The sequence below is a fragment of the Pseudomonas sp. MLB6B genome (assembly GCF_054508135.1).
Genome location: NZ_CP199313.1, coordinates 1290623 through 1305492, shown reverse-complemented (window position 1 = coordinate 1305492; position 14870 = coordinate 1290623). Strand labels below are relative to the sequence as shown.

The following is a 14870-nucleotide window of genomic DNA, read 5'->3' as shown; positions in this document are numbered from 1 at the left end:
GCCAATTCGTGAAAGCGACGCTTTGGCACGCCGAGCTATCGCAGCTGGTCGGAGCGCCGAACCGGCCGCTCCTTCCTGTTCAGCGCTGTCTGAGCGCCGGCGCTGTAGCCTCCAACACAGCGCACAGCCGTGCCGTCGCCTCGATCATCTGCCCGCTGGGTCGCTCGAGACCCTTGTCCGGCACCACCTTCACACGCCCAGCAGCCACGGCATCCAATTGCGGCCACGCCTGCCAGGCGGCAAGTTGGCGCGGCTCGCCGACCAGAATCACCTGCGGGTTGCGCTGCACCACCGACTCGACGCTGACCAGCGGGGCCGGCTGCGGCAGGTCGGCGAAGACGTTGCGTGCCCCGCATACGCTCAGCGCATCGCTGACGATCTGCTGACCGCCAAGGGTGTACAGCGGCGAATCCCACACTTGGTAGAACACCTGCAGCGGCGTTGCCCGTGCGTACTGCGTACGCAGGGCCTGGAGCCGCTGGCGCAGTGCGGCGGCATGGCGCCGCCCGGCTTCGGCGCGGCCGATGCGTGTGGCAAGCGCTTCGATCCGTTCGATCAACTGGTCGAGGGTATGCGGGTCACTGCTGAAACTGGCGATGCCCAGGCCGTCCAACTGTTTGCGCTGGGCGGCCGGCACGGCGCCGGGCCAGAGCAGCAGGAGATCGGGCTGGAGGCTGAGCAGGCGCTCCAGGTCGAGCTGCCCGTAGCGTCCGACCGTCGGCAGGTGGCGTACCGCCTCGGGTCGCTCGTTACCGTCGAGCACACCGACCAGCAGGTCTTGGGCGTCTAGTTCGAGCATGACGTCGGTCATCGACGGCGCCAGGCTCACCACGCGCAGCGGCGCGTCGGCGAGCGCCAGCCCTGAACAAAGCAGCAGGCCCAGCCACAGACCCCGCATTCAGCCCAGCGCCTTGTCGGTGTGTCGTGGTGAACGGCCGAGCGCTCTCCGAACAGGGCATACCCGAACGACAGGCACGCGGCAAGGGCCTGCCAGGCTCACGCCTGCGGTACTTCGCCCTGGTGCTCGTCGCCCATCATGTGCCCCAACTTGCCCGCCTTGGTGGCCAGGTAATGGGAGTTGTGCGGATTGTGCCCGGTGTGCAGCGGTACGCGCTCGCTGACGCGAATGTTCATGCCGGTGAGGGCTTTGACCTTGCGCGGGTTGTTGGTCATCAAGCGCAAGGACGTGACGCCCAAGTGCTCGAGCATCGGCAGGCACATGGCGTAGTCGCGCTGGTCGGCGGCGAAGCCCAGGCGTTCGTTGGCCTCCACGGTGTCGGCGCCGCCGTCTTGCAACTCATAGGCGCGGATCTTGTTCAGCAAGCCGATGCCACGGCCTTCCTGACGCAGGTACAGCAACACGCCGCGGCCTTCACGGGCGATGGCCTGCAGCGCGGCTTCGAGCTGCGAACCGCAGTCGCAGCGCTGGCTGAACAAGGCATCTCCCGTCAGGCACTCGGAGTGCAAGCGCCCCAACACCGGCTGACCATCGGCAATGTCACCCAGGCTCAGCACCACGTGTTCGCGGCCGGTGGCTTCATCGAGAAAGCCATGCATGGTGAAGGTTGCAAAGGGCGTCGGGAGTTTAGAGGCGGCAACAAAGACGACGGGCACGTTGTGCTCCTGATTGGTAACTTGAGGTTTCACATTGCGCGATTGTATCAGCAGACCCCGCGCCTGTGCGTAGGCTGAACCCAGCGGTACTCACTGCGCCTGGTCGTTGGCGGTAAACGGATAGGGCTGCCGCCACCGCTCGAAGATCGCTTTCAGCTCGCCACTGCGCACCATCTGCTCCATGCGCCGATCGAACAGGTCGCGCAAGGCTTGCCCGACGTCAGTGTCGGCAAAGGCCAGGTACAGGGGCAGCTCGGCGACGTGGGTGCGACGGAAGCGTTGCGGCTGGTCGGACTGGCCGATCACGTAGTCGATTTCGGTAAGGGCGTCGATGTAGAAGTCCACCCTGTCGTGTTCGAGCATTGGCAGGATGCCCTCACGGCGCTGCACTTCACGGCCGTCGCTGACGCCGGGCAGGTAACGGGCGTAGTCGTAGCCACGCACCCAGGCCAGGCGATAGTGGCCGAGGGTGGCCGCCGTGGGTACTGGCCCTTTTGCAAGGCCCAGGGCGTAGATATGGTCGATGTCGAAGTGCCAACGCGGGTAGAGGTTGTCGGGGTTCTCGTTCTGGTAGGAGCCGACCCAGGCATCGGCTTCGCCGCGCCTGACCAAGCCGATGGCCCGGCTGTAGGGCGCGCTCTGCGCCACCATCCGCACCCCGGCCGGCTCGAAGACCTGGCGCAGAACGTCCCAGGCCAGGCCCGTGCCGTCCGCCTCGGTATAGTCCTGCCACTGCTCGCTGACCAGACGCACCTGCGCCGGGACCTGCGCGGCGACGGCTGCACCGCTCAGGAGCAGCCCCAGGGCCAGCAGGGCAGTTTTCATGACCATCGTTTCGATTCCTTACGAGCTAAACGGCGCGCCGAACGACGCGATACCACCGGTTGCGCATCGACGGCGGCGCGCACCGGATAGGGGGCTTACCTTCACAGCCTAGGCAAGCCTCTGACCCAGCGCTTGCATCCGTGCACAGGCGAACACGCTGACGAGGCTATCCCAGGGCAGAGGGCTGTACCTACTCATGGGGTTTGTCGGTCAGACTGGCAGACCGAGTCGCGCGCCAAATCGAGAGCGCTACGTACTGCGTCGGCACCTGTTGCAGGCGATCGCCTGCTCATGGAGTCTGCGGGAAATGCTGGTAGCCGCGTTGCGCTGGCGTCACGTCGTAGCCCTGGGCATCGCGCACGCTGACGCCTTGCCCGGCCCGTACGCGCCCGATCACATGCACCGTTTCGCCGGCATGGGCCAGCGCGGCGAGGTGCGCCGGCGGCAGGGTGAAGGCCAAGACGTAGTCGTCGCCCCCGCTGAGCGCCGCTTGCAACGCGCCGTCCTGGCCGAGCAACGCGACCAGCGCGGCGGACACCGGCACATTGGCGAGTTCGATGTCCAGCGCCACCGCCGATGCCTTGGCGATATGCCCGCAGTCGGCCAGCAGCCCGTCGGAGATATCCAGCGCGGCGCTGGCACGCCCGCGCAGACGCAAGCCCAGGTCGAACTGCGGGGCCGGCGACCAGTAGCGCGCCAACAGCGGCGCTGCGATGGGTTCGCCCGCCTGGCGCGTGCCGAGCACCAGGGGCAGCGCACCGGCTGCATCGCCCAACGCGCCGCCGACGCACAGCAGGTCGCCCGGCTGCGCGCCACTGCGGCGCAGGGCCTGGCCTGCCGGGACACGGCCGAATACGGTCAGGGTCAGGCTCAGTGGGCCACGCGTAGTGTCGCCGCCGATCAGGCTCAGGCCGCACTGCTCGGCCATGCGTTGCAGGCCCTCGGCATAGCCTTTGAGCCAGGCCGCGCCAACGTCGGGCAGGGTCAACGCCAGGGTGAAGGCCACGGGCTGCGCGCCCATGGCCGCCAGGTCGCTGGCCGCGACGGCCAGCGAGCGCTGACCGAGAAGAAAGGGGTCGCACGCCACGGGAAAGTGCACGCCGGCGACCAGGGTGTCGGTGGACACCGCCAGTTGCTCGCCCTGCGGCAGGTCGAGCAGCGCGCAGTCGTCGCCGATGCCCAAGGCCACGCCTTCACCGCCTTGCGCACAGGGCGCGGCGGCGAAGTAATGGTTGATCAGCTCGAACTCACCCATGGCACGCCGGCGCCAGGATCAGCGCTTGTTGGCCTTGACTTCGGCTTCGCGCAGGCTGGGCGCCAGCTTGTCGAGCACACCGTTGACGAACTTGTGGCCGTCGGTGGCGCCGAAGACCTTGGCCAGCTCCACACCCTCGTTGATCACCACACGGTACGGCACGTCGACGCGCTTGATGAACTCCCAAGTGGACAAGCGCAGCACGGCCAGTTCGACCGGGTCGAGCTCTTCCAGGGACAGGTCCAGGCAAGGCGCCAGGGCCTGATCGATCTCGTCGCGAATCGCCGGAACCCCATGCAGGATTTCGCGGAAATAGGCGCCGTCGATGTCGGCGAAATCGTTGTCGACGCGGAACTGCGCTTCGATTTCGTTCAGCGAGTGCTTGGCCATGTGCCACTGGTACAGCGCCTGGGTCGCGAGCTTGCGGGCTTCGCGGCGTTTGCTGCTCTTGGAGGGCTTGCCGGCATCGGCAGGCTGCGGATCGCGCGGGTTGAAACGATCGCTGTCGTCGCTAATCACTTGGCCTCCAGCTGCGCCAGCAGACTCACCATTTCCAGGGCCGAGAGGGCCGCTTCGGCGCCTTTGTTGCCGGCTTTGGTGCCGGAACGCTCGATGGCTTGCTCGATCGAATCGACGGTCAGCACGCCGAAGGCGACCGGTACGCCGAACTCCATCGACACCTGGGCCAGGCCCTTGGTGCATTCGCCAGCGACGTATTCGAAGTGCGGGGTGCCGCCACGAATCACGGCGCCCAGGGCGACGATGGCGTCGTACTCGCCCTGCTGGGCGACCTTCTGCGCCACCAGCGGGATTTCGAAGGCGCCAGGTGCGCGGATGAGGGTGATGTCGCTCTCGCTCACACCATGGCGAACCAGGGCGTCGACGGCGCCGCTGACCAGGCTTTCGACGACGAAGCTGTTGAAGCGGCCAACCACCAAGGCATAGCGACCTTTGGGGGCGATGAAAGTACCTTCGATGGTCTTCAGGTTCATTCCGGGAATCTCATATTCAATAGCGAGGCCGCACAGGGGCGGCCTCGGCAGGGTTCGGACTCGAGCGTCAGGCCGTTGGCGGCACCTGGGATTACTCGGAGGGCACGTATTCTACAACTTCCAGATCGAATCCGGATATCGCATTGAACTTCAGCGGCGAACTCATCAGGCGCATCTTGCGCACGCCCAGGTCGCGCAGGATCTGCGAACCGGCGCCGACGGTGCTGTAGGTGGTGGGCGCCTTGAGCTGCGCTTCGCCTGCCGCTTCGCGGATGTGCGCCAGCAACAGGTCGCCATCGAGCGGGTGGCCGAGCAGCAGCACCACGCCGCTGCCGGCCTCGGCCACCGCGCCCATCGCCGCGCGCAGGCTCCAGCGCCCGGGGCTCTTGACCAGCAGCAGGTCGCGCAATGGGTCCATGTTGTGCACGCGCACCAGGGTCGGTTCCTCGGCGCGGATCTCGCCCAGGGTCAGGGCCATGTGCACGTCGCCCTCGACCGCGTCACGGTAGGTGACCAGGTTGAACGCGCCCAACTCGGTGTCCATCGCCTGCTCGGCGACGCGCTGCACGGTGCGCTCGTGGATCATGCGGTAGTGGATCAGGTCGGCGATGGTGCCGATCTTGATGTTGTGCTCGGCGGCGAACAGCTCCAGCTCGGCGCGACGGGACATGGTGCCGTCGTCGTTCATCACCTCGCAGATCACCCCGCTCGGTTCGAAGCCGGCCATGCGCGCCAGGTCGCAGGCGGCTTCGGTGTGCCCGGCGCGGGCCAGGGTGCCGCCGGGTTGGGCCATCAGCGGGAAGATGTGGCCGGGGCTGACGATGTCGTCGGCCTTGGCGTCGCGGGCGGCCGCGGCCTGCACGGTACGCGCGCGGTCGGCGGCGGAGATGCCGGTGGTGACGCCCTCGGCGGCCTCGATCGACACGGTGAACTTGGTGCCGAAGCCCGAGCCGTTGCGCGGCGCCATCAATGGCAGCTTGAGGGTTTCGCAGCGCTCGCGGGTCATCGGCATGCAGATGAGGCCGCGGGCGTGCTTGGCCATGAAGTTGATGTGCTCGGCCTGGCAGCACTCGGCCGCCATGATGATGTCGCCTTCGTTCTCGCGGTCTTCGTCGTCCATGAGGATGACCATTTTGCCCTGGCGGATGTCCTCGACCAGTTCTTCGATGCTGTTGAGCGCCACGCGGCACCCCCTTCTCAATTCATTCAGGATTTCAAGAAGCCGTTGGCGGCCAGGAAGCTTTCGGTGATGCCACTGCCCTTGTTCGGCTCGGCCGCCTTGTCGCCCAGCAGCAGGCGCTCCAGGTAACGGGCCAGCAGGTCGACCTCGAGGTTGATCCGACGCCCTGCGCGGTAGTCGGCCATGATGGTTTCGGACAGGGTGTGCGGGACGATGGTCAGCTCGAACTCGGCGCCATCGACCTCGTTGACCGTCAGGCTGGTGCCGTCGACGGTGATCGATCCCTTGTGGGCGATGTACTTGGCCAGATCCTTGGGCGCGCGTACGCGGAACTGGATGGCGCGGGCGTTATCGCTGCGCGAGACGATCTCGCCGACGCCGTCGACGTGGCCGCTGACCAGGTGCCCACCCAGGCGGGTGGTGGGCGTCAGGGCCTTTTCCAGGTTGACGCGGCTGCCGGCCTTCAGGTCGACGAACGCGGTGCAATCGAGGGTTTCGCGGCTGACGTCGGCCCAGAAGCCGTCGCCCGGCAGCTCCACGGCGGTCAGGCACACGCCGTTGACCGCGATGCTGTCGCCGAGCTTGACGTCGCCCAGGTCGAGCTTGCCGGTCTGTACGTAGACCCGCACGTCACCGCCTTTGGGGGTCAGGCTGCGGATGGTGCCGATCGATTCGATGATGCCGGTGAACATGGTGTCTTCCTCGGGAACGGGGCTGCACGGGGCAAGCCGGGCATTATACGTCGCTGGCGCGCTGCGGCACGGCGGTGACGCACCAGTCGTCGCCCACCGCGCGCATGCCGGTGATTTTCAGCCGCGGCGCCTCGGCCATGGTCTTCAGCGGCCAATCCAGCAAAGGTCGCGCGCTGGAGCCGAGAAAGGTGGCGGCGACGAACAGGCGGTATTCGTCGATCAGGCCAAGCTGGGCGAAGGCGCCGACCAGACGCGGGCCGGCTTCGAGCAGCACTTCGTTGACGCCGCGCGCGGCCAGCGCCGGGAGCACGTCGGCCAGTTCGACCCGGCCGTCCTGGCCCGGTAGGCGCAGCAGTTCGTGGCCGGCGGCGGCGTAGCGCGGATCGTCTTCAGCGGCGGTCACGACCAAGGCCGGACCGACCTGGAAGAACGGCGCCTCAAGCGGCAGGCGCAGGCGCCCGTCGATCAGCACGCGCAGGGGCGGACGCGATTCGGCCAGGGCCGTGAGCTCGGGGGCCAGGCCCAGTTCGCTACCGCGCACGGTCATCCGCGCGCCGTCGGCCAGCACGCTCTGCGCGCTGCTGAGCACTACGCTGGAACGCGCGCGCAGGCGCTGCACTTCGGCGCGCGCTGCGGGGCCGGTGATCCACTGGCTCTCGCCGCTGGCCATGGCGGTGCGCCCGTCCAGGCTCATGGCCAGCTTGGCGCGCACGTAGGGCAGTCCGTGTTCCATGCGCTTGAGAAAGCCGGGGTTGAGCGCCCGCGCCTCGCTTTCCAGCACGCCACTGGCGACGTCGATGCCGGCCGCCGCCAGACGCGCCAGGCCACGGCCAGCAACTTGCGGGTTGGGGTCTTGCATGGCGGCGACCACACGGGCCACTCCCGCCTTCACCAGCGCCTCGGCGCACGGCGGCGTGCGCCCGTGGTGGCTGCAGGGTTCGAGGGTGACGTAGGCGCAGGCGCCACGGGCCTTGTCGCCGGCCTGGCGCAACGCATGCACTTCGGCATGTGGCTCGCCGGCGCGCACGTGCCAGCCTTCGCCGACCACCTGGCCGTCGCGCGCGATCACGCAGCCCACGCGGGGGTTGGGGTGGGTGCTGTACAGGCCCTTGCGGGCCAGTTCAACGGCACGCGCCATGTACTGGGCGTCGAGGGCGGGGTTCTGGCTGGGCATGCTCACTCTTTGGCGGGTTCGCGGGCCAGGCGGTCGAGTTCTTCGCGGAACTCGTCCAGGTCCTGGAAGCGTCGGTAGACGGAGGCGAAGCGGATGTAGGCGACTTCGTCGAGCTTGCGCAACTCGGCCATCACCAGTTCGCCCACCACCAACGACTTCACCTCGCGCTCGCCGGTGGCGCGCAGCCTGTGCTTGATGTGCGCGAGCGCCGCCTCCAACCGCTCGACGCTGACCGGGCGTTTTTCCAGGGCGCGCTGCACGCCGGCGCGTAGTTTGTCTTCGTCGAAGGGCTGGCGAGTGCCGTCCTGCTTGATCAGCCGGGGCAGGACCAGCTCGGCGGTTTCGAAGGTGGTGAAACGCTCGCCGCAGGCCAGGCATTCACGGCGACGGCGCACTTGCTCACCTTCGGCGACCAGACGCGAATCGATGACCTTGGTGTCGTTGGCACCGCAAAAGGGACAGTGCATGGTGGCAGGCAACAGAAAAAAGGGGCCCTCATGGTAGCGCATCCCACTGGCAAGACAAGCCAAAGGGGTTACCATCAGGCCAATCTGCCCCCTGAAGGATTTCCCCATGCACCCTCGTGCGCTCATCGTGCTGTGCTGCGCCGCCTTGCTCGCTGCGTGCGGCAGCGACAAACCAAAGCCTGTCCAGGCTCCCGCCACCCCACCGGCGAAAGTCGCGCAGAAGCTGCCCGAAGCGCTCGGCCCATTGCCCAGCTACCAGCGCGAGCTCAGCGGTTCGCTGATGGACATCCCGCGCGGCGCCGAGGTCGAGCTGGCCCTGCTGGTGATCGACGAGAAAGGTCGTCCACAGCGTCTGTTGGCCAACAGCACCTTGACCGGCACCGGCCAGCCGCTGCCCTACCAGCTGCGCTTCAACCCCGAAGCCTTCCCCGCCAATGCGCGGGTCGAGCTGCGTGGCCGCGCCAGCCAGTCGGGCCAACTGATTCTGCACATGGCCTCCTTGCGCATCACCCAGGCTCAGACCCAGGCCACCGGCCCGCTGCGCTTCGAAAAGGCGCCTTGATTTGCCGGTGCAAGCGCTACAGGACGCCTTGAGCGCATTGATCGGCGAAGCCCGTTTGCGAGCCGCGCCCCTGCCGGGCACCGACCTGCGCCTGTGGCTGCTCGACGAACGCAACATGGACCGCGCCTTCAGCCCCGACGAAACCCGGCGCATCCTCGAAGAGCCGCCCTACTGGAGCTTCTGCTGGGCCAGCGGCTTGGCCCTGGCCCGCCACTTGGCAGCCGAGCCGCACTGGGTACGCGGCAAGCGCGTGCTGGATTTCGGCGCCGGTTCCGGTGTCGCCGGCATCGCCGCGGCGCGTGCCGGCGCCCGTGAGGTAGTGGCTTGCGACCTCGATCCGCTGGCCTTGCAGGCCTGCCGCGCCAATGCCCGGCTCAACGATGTGACTCTGGGTTACAGCGAGGATTTTTTCGCCGAGGCTGACCGCTTCGATCTGGTCCTGGTGGCCGACGTGCTCTACGACCGCGCCAACCTGCCATTGCTCGACCAATTCCTCAGCCGCGGGCGCCAGGCGCTGGTCGCCGACTCGCGGGTGCGCGACTTCGACCACCCGCTGTACCGCTCTCTTGGGGTGCTGCACGCCCTAACCCTGCCCGACCTGGCCGAGCCCCACGAATTCCGCCGGGTCAGCCTGTACCACGCGACACGCCAGCCTTTATAGTGGCGCCACACCGCCTTGCGAGAATCATGATGAGCGCTACCGACATTCCGTACATCTTCGATGCCACCGATGCCGACTTCCAGCAGTCGGTGATCGAGAACTCCTTCCACAAACCGGTGCTGGTGGATTTCTGGGCCGAGTGGTGCGCGCCCTGCAAGGCCCTGATGCCGATGCTGGCGAAGATCGCCGAGGAGTATCAGGGCGAACTGCTGTTGGCCAAGGTCAACTGCGACGTCGAGCAGCAGATCGTTGCCCAGTTCGGTATCCGCAGCCTGCCGACCGTGGTGCTGTTCAAAGACGGCCAGCCGGTCGACGGCTTCGCCGGTGCGCAACCGGAGTCGGCCATTCGCGCCTTGCTCGAACCACACGTGCAATTGCCCGCTCCCGCCTCGGCGTCCCCGCTCGAACAGGCCGAGGCGCTGTTCGCCGAGAGCCGCTTCGGCGAGGCCGAGGCGCTGCTCAAACACGTGCTCACCGAAGACAACGGCAATGTCGCGGCGCTGATCCTCTACGCGCGCTGTCTGGCCGAGCGCGGTGAGCTGGGCGAAGCCGAGACGGTGCTCGATGCGGTCAAGTCCGACGAGCACAAGGCCGCCCTGGCCGGTGCCAAGGCGCAACTGACCTTCCTGCGCCAGGCCGCCAGCCTGCCGGAGGCCGCCGAACTGAAAAGCCGTCTGGCGCAGAACCCGGGCGACGACGAAGCGGCTTATCAGCTTTGCATCCAGCAACTGGCACGCCAGCAGTACGAAGCGGCGCTCGATGGCCTGCTGAAACTGTTCCAGCGCAACCGCAGCTACGGCGAAGGCTTGCCGCACAAGACCTTGCTGCAGGTGTTCGATCTGCTGGGCAATGCCCACCCTTTGGTGGGCATGTACCGCAGCAAGTTGTTCGCTGCGATGTATTGAGGCTCCAGAAGGTATGGGCGCAGGCGTTCGCGCCTCGTCCATGCCTCGCTTCGCGAAGCTTTCATCGGTTTACCGCATGGCACTTCACGGTACCGTTGGCGTATCCCATACGTAGACCGGCGCGTCGCCTTCGCTGACCACCCGCACCTGTGCGCTGTGCCGGAGTCGCACCAGCAAGCGCTTGGCGGCGGCGAAGCTGCCGGTCAGGCTTTCCAGCCGATCCAACAGTTCCGGCCCTTCCAATCGCCCCGCCGCACGCAACAGGTCGCAGGCCGCGCGCAAAGGCTCGTCGTCCCGAACCACCGGTGCCAGCGGCTTCGCAGGCGCCGGTGCCGGGCTGACGTCGCTCGGTGCGACATCGCCACGCCCCCCCAACTGCGCCCATTCCTCAGGTTCCAACTCGATGGTCAAGTCCACCGGCCAATCACCAATCTGTCCACGAATTCTCACGCGCTACTCTCGCTATCAAGTCAGTGTCGGCATGCTACCGCAACATGAAACCTGCGCCACGAAGGCTGGCCTCCCAAATAAAACTTGTTATAACATTACGAAATCTTTCAGCCCGGTCCCGGAGTCCGTCCATGCGTCGTCTGCTGCTCGCCCTGCCCTTCGCCCTGCTGCCCCTGGCCGTGGTGGCCCATGCCCACGACGAACATGACCATGACCACGCCCACGGCACTCTCGGTACGCATGAGCACGGTGTCGCCAAGCTCAACGCGGTGCTCGACGGCAACACTCTGGAGCTGGAACTGGACAGCCCGGCCATGAACGTCGTCGGTTTCGAACATGCCGCCGCCAGTGACGCCGACAAGGCCAAGGTCGCCGCCGCCCGCCAGCAACTGGACCAGCCGCTGAAGCTGTTCGGCCTGGCTCAGGCTGCCGGTTGCACGGTCGACAGCCAAGAGCTGGAAAGCCCCCTGTTCGGCGATGCGGCTCACCCCGACGATGACGATGATGGCGACGAGCACGAGCACGGCCATCAGCACGCCGATGTGCACGCGCATTATCAGTTCACCTGCGCCACGCCGGCCAAGCTTGCCCAGCTCGACCTCGGCCCGCTGTTCAAGACCTTCCCGCAAACCCAGAAGGTCAACGTGCAACTGATCGGCCCGAACGGCCAGAAAGGTGTGGAAACCACCCCTGGCAAGGCCGTGGTCGTCTTCTGAATGAGCCAGGCGCTGATCGAACTGAGCGACTTGCGTTTCGCCTGGCCGGGCCAACCGACGCTATTGGACATCCCGCACTTCCAACTGCAGGCCGGTGAGACGCTGTTCCTCAAAGGCCCGAGCGGCAGCGGCAAGACCACGTTGCTAGGCCTGCTCGGCGGCGTCAGCCGGCCGCAGCACGGCAGCGTGCGCCTGCTCGGCCAGGACCTGGGCGAGCTGGGCCAGGGCGCGCGGGATCGTTTCCGGGTGGACCACACCGGCTACATCTTCCAACAGTTCAACCTGCTGCCGTTCCTCTCGGTGCGGGAAAACGTCGAGCTGCCCTGCCGCTTCTCCGCCAGCCGGGCGCAGCGCGCCAGCCAGCGCCACGGCAGCATCGCCCTGGCGGCAGCGACGCTGCTGAGCCACCTGGGCTTGGCCGACCCGACCTTGCAGGCGCGCCGCGCCGACACGTTGTCGATCGGCCAGCAACAGCGTGTGGCGGCTGCCCGGGCGTTGATTGGCCAGCCGGAGCTGGTGATCGCCGACGAACCCACCTCCGCGCTGGACGCCGACACCCGGGTAAGCTTCCTGCACCTGTTGTTCGAAGAGTGCCGCAGCGCCGGCGCCAGCCTGTTGTTCGTCAGCCACGACCAAAGCCTGGCCACGCTGTTCGACCGTCGCCTGTCGCTTGCCGACCTCAACCGCGCCAGCACGCCCCAGGAGGCTTGATGTACCTGCTTCGTCTTGCCCTGGCCAGCCTGGCCAACCGGCGCTTCACCGCCCTGCTCACCGCCTTCGCCATCGCCTTGTCGGTGTGCCTGCTGCTGGCTGTGGAACGGGTGCGCACCGAGGCGCGCGCCAGTTTCGCCAGCACCATCAGCGGCACCGACCTGATCGTCGGCGCCCGCTCCGGCTCGGTGAACCTGCTGCTGTACTCGGTGTTCCGCATCGGCAACGCCACCAACAACATCCGCTGGGACAGCTTCGAGCACTACGCCAACGACCGCCGCGTGAAGTGGGCCATTCCCATTTCCCTGGGCGATTCGCACCGCGGCTACCGGGTGATGGGCACCAGCCAGGCCTATTTTGAGCATTACCACTACGGCCACCGCCAGCACCTGCAACTGGCCGACGGCCGTGCCTTCGCCGACGACCCGTTCGAGGTGGTGCTAGGCGCCGAAGTGGCCGAAGCGTTGCATTACAAACTGGGCGACCAGCTGGTACTGGCCCACGGCATCGCCGCGGTGAGCCTGGTCAAGCATGACGACAAGCCCTTCACCGTGGTCGGCATCCTCAAACGCACCGGCACACCGGTCGATCGCACGTTGCACATCGGTCTGGCCGGCATGGAAGCGATCCACGTCGACTGGCACAACGGCGTGCCGGCACGCGGCGCCGGGCGGGTCAGTGCCGAGCAGGCGCGGAGCATGGACTTGCAGCCCAAGGCCATCACGGCATTCATGCTCGGGCTGAACAACAAAATCGCTACGTTCAGCCTGCAACGGGAGATCAACGAGTTTCGTAGCGAGCCGCTGCTGGCGATTCTGCCGGGGGTGGCGCTGCAGGAGCTGTGGAGCTTGATGGGCACGGCCGAGCAGGCGCTGTTCGTGGTCTCGCTGTTCGTGGTGCTGACCGGGCTGATCGGCATGCTCACCGCCATCCTCACCAGCCTCAACGAGCGCCGCCGGGAAATGGCGATCCTGCGTTCGGTGGGCGCCCGCCCCTGGCACGTGGCGGGCCTGCTGGTACTCGAGGCGCTGGCCCTGGCCGTGGCGGGGATCGCGGCCGGGCTTGGCCTGCTGTACGCCGCCATCGCCCTGGCCCAGGGCTACGTGCAGGCCAATTACGGCCTGTACCTGCCGCTGGCCTGGCCCAGCGCGCACGAGTGGAACCTGCTGGCGATCATCCTCGGCGCCGCCCTGCTGATGGGCAGCGTGCCGGCCTGGCGTGCCTACCGGCAGTCGCTGGCCGACGGCCTGTCGATCCATCTATGACACGCTCGACCGCTGTGTGTGCCAGGCCCTGTGGGCCGTTGCGGCTATCAGCTGCGCGCCTGTGCTTGTTGCTGCTGGTGGTGTTGGTCAGCACGGCCTGGGCGGGCGAGCCGCGCGAACTGGACTGGCCGGCGCTGATTCCCGAAGGCGCGCCGGTCATCGAGCCGCAACTGGCGCCGCTGCACGACCTGTCGCAACTGAGCGACGCGCTGTCGGCCGAATCGGCGCCTGCCGCGCAGCAACCGGCGCCGGACGCGCCAGTGGTACAAGCGCTCGACGGCCAGGCGATCAAACTGCCGGGCTACATCGTGCCGCTGGAAGTCAGCGAAGAAGGCCGCACCACCGAGTTTCTGCTGGTGCCCTACTACGGCGCGTGCATCCACGTGCCACCGCCGCCGGCAAACCAGATCGTGCACATCTTCAGCGAAATGGGCGTGCGCGTGGAGGACCTCTACCAGCCCTATTGGATCGAGGGCACGCTCAAGGTGGCCCACTCCACCAGCGAACTGGCAGCATCGGGCTACCAGATGGAGGCCGAGAAAATCTACGCGTACGAATTGAAGTGAGAAGGTTCCCGGACACCGCCGTTTCGTTGAGCTGTGTCAAACCTTGGGCTAGAGCCGCTCCGTAACATGGCGCCACTCTTTTCTCACGTCCTTTCGGAGCACCCATGAACAAGTCCTTGCTCGGCGCCTCGCTCGTTGCCCTGGCATTGGCAGCGCCGGTGGCCAGCGCCCACCAGGCTGGCGATTTCATCCTGCGCGCCGGCGCCATCACCACCGCGCCCAACGAAGACAGCGGCGAAATCAAGCTCGACGGCGCCCGGGTCTCCGGCACCAAGGCCACCTTGAACAGCGACACCCAACTGGGCCTGGCCTTCGCCTACATGCTTACCGATCACGTCGGCGTCGAGCTGCTGGCCGCTACGCCTTTCCAGCACACTGTGGGCGTCAAGGGCCTGGGTGCTGGCCTGGACGGCAAGCTGGCCGACATCAAGCAACTGCCACCGACCCTGTCGCTGCAGTACTACCCCATGGAACCCTCTTCGAAGTTCCAGCCCTACGCGGGCATCGGCGTGAACTACACGCTGTTCTTCGACGAAGAGCTGAGCGGCACGCGCAAGCAGCAAGGCTTCAGCAACATGAAGCTGCAAGACTCCATCGGCCTGGCCGGGCAAGTGGGTATGGACTACATGCTGACCGACAACCTGCTGTTCAACGCCGCCGTCTGGTACGTCGACATCAACACCAAGGCCACCATCGACGGCCCAAGCGCCCTGGGCGTGGGCACCACCAAGGTCAACCTGGAAGTCGACCCTTGGGTGTACATGGTGGGCCTGGGCTACAAGTTCTGACCGACCCTTACAGCACGACGCCCCTCCCTGGTCTGCCAGGCGTGGGG

General features: G+C 66.8%; 19 protein-coding genes. 8 read left to right on the top strand and 11 right to left on the bottom strand.

All coding sequences use genetic code 11. The features are described 5' to 3' along the window. Positions 1–79 precede the first annotated feature (79 nt). From ACSMEV_RS05675 to nrdR, 10 genes are all read right to left on the bottom strand, one after another. Positions 80–898: a cobalamin-binding protein gene (locus tag ACSMEV_RS05675; protein ID WP_459207574.1), complete on the bottom strand. Its 819-nt coding sequence runs from the start codon at positions 896–898 to the stop codon at positions 80–82. Between the two features lie 98 nt (positions 899–996). Continuing rightward, entirely contained in the window at positions 997–1614 is a 618-nt protein-coding gene (gene ribA, locus ACSMEV_RS05670) for a GTP cyclohydrolase II (RefSeq protein WP_296269238.1), read from the bottom strand. 90 nt (positions 1615–1704) lie between these two features. After that, entirely contained in the window at positions 1705–2445 is a 741-nt protein-coding gene (locus ACSMEV_RS05665) for a substrate-binding periplasmic protein (protein WP_459207573.1), read from the bottom strand. A gap of 283 nt (positions 2446–2728) precedes the next feature. After that, on the bottom strand, positions 2729–3694 hold the full coding sequence (thiL, locus tag ACSMEV_RS05660; protein WP_459207572.1) for a thiamine-phosphate kinase: 966 nt from the start codon (positions 3692–3694) through the stop codon (positions 2729–2731). A gap of 18 nt (positions 3695–3712) precedes the next feature. Next, on the bottom strand, positions 3713–4213 hold the full coding sequence (gene nusB, locus ACSMEV_RS05655; RefSeq protein ID WP_459207571.1) for a transcription antitermination factor NusB: 501 nt from the start codon (positions 4211–4213) through the stop codon (positions 3713–3715). After that, positions 4210–4686, bottom strand: a complete 477-nt coding sequence (ribH, locus tag ACSMEV_RS05650; RefSeq protein ID WP_313740934.1) for a 6,7-dimethyl-8-ribityllumazine synthase — start codon at positions 4684–4686, stop codon at positions 4210–4212. Before ribH ends, nusB begins: the two co-directional genes overlap by 4 nt. A gap of 91 nt (positions 4687–4777) precedes the next feature. After that, complete coding sequence (gene ribBA, locus ACSMEV_RS05645; RefSeq protein ID WP_459207570.1) at positions 4778–5869, bottom strand: bifunctional 3,4-dihydroxy-2-butanone-4-phosphate synthase/GTP cyclohydrolase II; 1092 nt, start codon at positions 5867–5869, stop codon at positions 4778–4780. Positions 5870–5892: 23 nt separating this feature from the next. Next, complete coding sequence (locus ACSMEV_RS05640) at positions 5893–6558, bottom strand: riboflavin synthase (protein ID WP_459207569.1); 666 nt, start codon at positions 6556–6558, stop codon at positions 5893–5895. Positions 6559–6601: 43 nt separating this feature from the next. After that, a complete protein-coding gene (gene ribD, locus ACSMEV_RS05635; protein ID WP_459207568.1) occupies positions 6602–7732 on the bottom strand; it encodes a bifunctional diaminohydroxyphosphoribosylaminopyrimidine deaminase/5-amino-6-(5-phosphoribosylamino)uracil reductase RibD in 1131 nt (376 codons plus the stop codon). A 2-nt stretch (positions 7733–7734) separates the two neighbouring features. After that, on the bottom strand, positions 7735–8199 hold the full coding sequence (nrdR, locus tag ACSMEV_RS05630; RefSeq protein WP_413045543.1) for a transcriptional regulator NrdR: 465 nt from the start codon (positions 8197–8199) through the stop codon (positions 7735–7737). A gap of 106 nt (positions 8200–8305) precedes the next feature. Here nrdR and ACSMEV_RS05625 point away from each other — a divergent pair, with 106 nt between their 5' ends. The 3 genes from ACSMEV_RS05625 to trxA are packed head-to-tail and all read left to right on the top strand — an operon-like array spanning position 8306 to position 10327. Further along, the gene (locus tag ACSMEV_RS05625) at positions 8306–8761 is read left to right on the top strand and encodes a YbaY family lipoprotein (protein ID WP_459207567.1); all 456 of its coding nucleotides are present in this window, start codon (positions 8306–8308) and stop codon (positions 8759–8761) included. Position 8762: 1 nt separating this feature from the next. After that, positions 8763–9422: a class I SAM-dependent methyltransferase gene (locus ACSMEV_RS05620; RefSeq protein WP_459207566.1), complete on the top strand. Its 660-nt coding sequence runs from the start codon at positions 8763–8765 to the stop codon at positions 9420–9422. A 29-nt stretch (positions 9423–9451) separates the two neighbouring features. After that, positions 9452–10327, top strand: a complete 876-nt coding sequence (gene trxA, locus ACSMEV_RS05615) for a thioredoxin (RefSeq protein ID WP_459208293.1) — start codon at positions 9452–9454, stop codon at positions 10325–10327. 84 nt (positions 10328–10411) lie between these two features. On the opposite strand, the gene ACSMEV_RS05610 is transcribed toward trxA, so the two are convergent. Then, positions 10412–10777 (bottom strand): hypothetical protein, encoded by a 366-nt coding sequence (locus tag ACSMEV_RS05610; RefSeq protein ID WP_459207565.1) that lies wholly within the window; start codon positions 10775–10777, stop codon positions 10412–10414. A gap of 131 nt (positions 10778–10908) precedes the next feature. Here ACSMEV_RS05610 and ACSMEV_RS05605 point away from each other — a divergent pair, with 131 nt between their 5' ends. From ACSMEV_RS05605 to ACSMEV_RS05585, 5 genes are all read left to right on the top strand, one after another. Next, positions 10909–11493, top strand: coding sequence for a DUF2796 domain-containing protein (locus ACSMEV_RS05605; RefSeq protein ID WP_459207564.1), 585 nt, complete (start codon positions 10909–10911; stop codon positions 11491–11493). Then, positions 11494–12204 carry an ABC transporter ATP-binding protein gene (locus ACSMEV_RS05600; protein WP_459207563.1) on the top strand — a complete coding sequence of 237 codons (711 nt, stop codon included), beginning with the start codon at positions 11494–11496 and terminating at the stop codon, positions 12202–12204. Continuing rightward, positions 12204–13469 (top strand): ABC transporter permease, encoded by a 1266-nt coding sequence (locus ACSMEV_RS05595; RefSeq protein WP_459207562.1) that lies wholly within the window; start codon positions 12204–12206, stop codon positions 13467–13469. Before ACSMEV_RS05600 ends, ACSMEV_RS05595 begins: the two co-directional genes overlap by 1 nt. Next, positions 13466–14035 (top strand): DUF3299 domain-containing protein, encoded by a 570-nt coding sequence (locus ACSMEV_RS05590; protein WP_459207561.1) that lies wholly within the window; start codon positions 13466–13468, stop codon positions 14033–14035. Before ACSMEV_RS05595 ends, ACSMEV_RS05590 begins: the two co-directional genes overlap by 4 nt. 104 nt (positions 14036–14139) lie before the next feature. Next, positions 14140–14823, top strand: a complete 684-nt coding sequence (locus ACSMEV_RS05585) for an OmpW/AlkL family protein (protein WP_459207560.1) — start codon at positions 14140–14142, stop codon at positions 14821–14823. Positions 14824–14870 lie beyond the last annotated feature (47 nt).